Raw genomic sequence first — 1,439 nt, 5'->3', positions numbered from 1 at the left:
CTTTAGATGCTATATATCCTGAAATCCCTGTACCATTAGATCACAAAGACCCGTATACTCTTTTAATTGCTGTATTACTATCTGCACAATGTACTGACGAACGCGTAAACAAGATAACACCAATATTATTTGCAAAAGCTGATAATCCTTTTGATATGATTAAATTATCAGTTGAAGAGATTAAAGAAATTATCCGTCCTTGCGGCCTTTCTCCTATGAAATCCAAAGGAATTTATGGATTGTCAAAAATCTTAGTAGAAAAATACGATGGACAGGTACCTGCAGATATGGAAGCATTAGAAGCATTGCCAGCTGTAGGACATAAAACAGCAAGTGTTGTAATGTCACAAGCTTTTAATATACCAGCCTTCCCTGTAGATACTCATATCCACAGACTTATGTATAGATGGAATTTCTCAAACGGAAAAAGTGTACAGCAAACCGAAAAAGATGCTAAGAGATTATTTCCTAAAGACAAATGGAACAGACTACATCTACAGCTTGTTTGGTATGGTCGTCAATATAGTCCTGCCCGTGCCTGGAACCTTGAAATAGATATAATTACAAGTGTTATAGGTAGAAAAACGGTGATTAACGATTACTACAAAAAGAAAGCACCTAAGAAAAAATAATCTTAGGTGCTTTTTGTTTAATTTCTATTGTTAATAATTAAACAATTTGTTTTAATGCCATTTAAACTTAAGTTATTAAGACTTTTTGAATAGTTGAGTATAAAATCAATTGTCTTTTGTTTCGGCATTAAAACATCTTGTTTTCTTGAATAGTAGATGTTTTTCATAAGCGAAAATGTTTTATTGTTTATATACTAAACGATAAAACTCATCACTTTATTATTGCTCACTCAAAATAATATTATTCTCATTGATTAACTTTCTCAAATTGAGCAATGCATATCGCATTCGACCTAAAGCAGTATTAATACTAACATCAGTCTGTTCTGCAATTTCTTTGAAGCTTAAATCTTGATAAATTCTCATAAAAACAACTTGTCTTTGATCTTCAGGCAATTCATCGATTAAAGAGCTCAAATCTTTTTCAATTTGTTCTTTTATTAAAACACTTTCAATCGTATCGCCTTCATCTCTAATCATTGAAAAGTAAGAAAACTCATCTGTGTCATTGACAACTTGAGACCTCTTCTCTCTCCTATAATGGTCCATGACAAGATTATGAGCAATTCGAATTACCCAAGGAAGGAATTTACCTTCTTCGTTATATCTTCCTGATTTAAAAGTATGGATGACTTTAATAAAAGTATCTTGAAAGATATCATCTGCAAGTTCAGAGTTTGATACTTTTGAAAAAATGAAACCATATAATTTCGCTTGGTGTCTTTTAATAAGTACTTCCAAAGCATTCTCCGCGCCGTCAACATATAACTTTATAAGTTTAGCGTCTGGCATTTCACTGTATACCAT

Annotated in this window: 2 protein-coding genes; one reads left to right on the top strand and one right to left on the bottom strand. The window is 32.0% G+C overall.

Annotation, left to right across the window (positions count from 1 at the left end; all coding sequences use genetic code 11):
• Nucleotides 1-632 (top strand): endonuclease III domain-containing protein (locus tag GOQ24_RS14295; RefSeq protein ID WP_166520752.1); only part of this gene is annotated, 632 nt, incomplete at its 5' end.
• A 219-nt stretch (nt 633-851) separates the two neighbouring features.
• Here GOQ24_RS14295 and GOQ24_RS14290 read toward each other — a convergent pair.
• A partial coding sequence (locus GOQ24_RS14290) for an RNA polymerase sigma factor (RefSeq protein WP_155091491.1) occupies nt 852-1,439 on the bottom strand: 588 nt, incomplete at its 5' end.

The organism is Myroides sp. LoEW2-1 (assembly GCF_009767705.1).
In the GTDB taxonomy this organism is placed as follows: domain Bacteria; phylum Bacteroidota; class Bacteroidia; order Flavobacteriales; family Flavobacteriaceae; genus Flavobacterium; species Flavobacterium album_A.
Note: the sequence above shows the minus strand (reverse complement) of the source record. Positions and strands in the feature narration are given on the sequence as shown.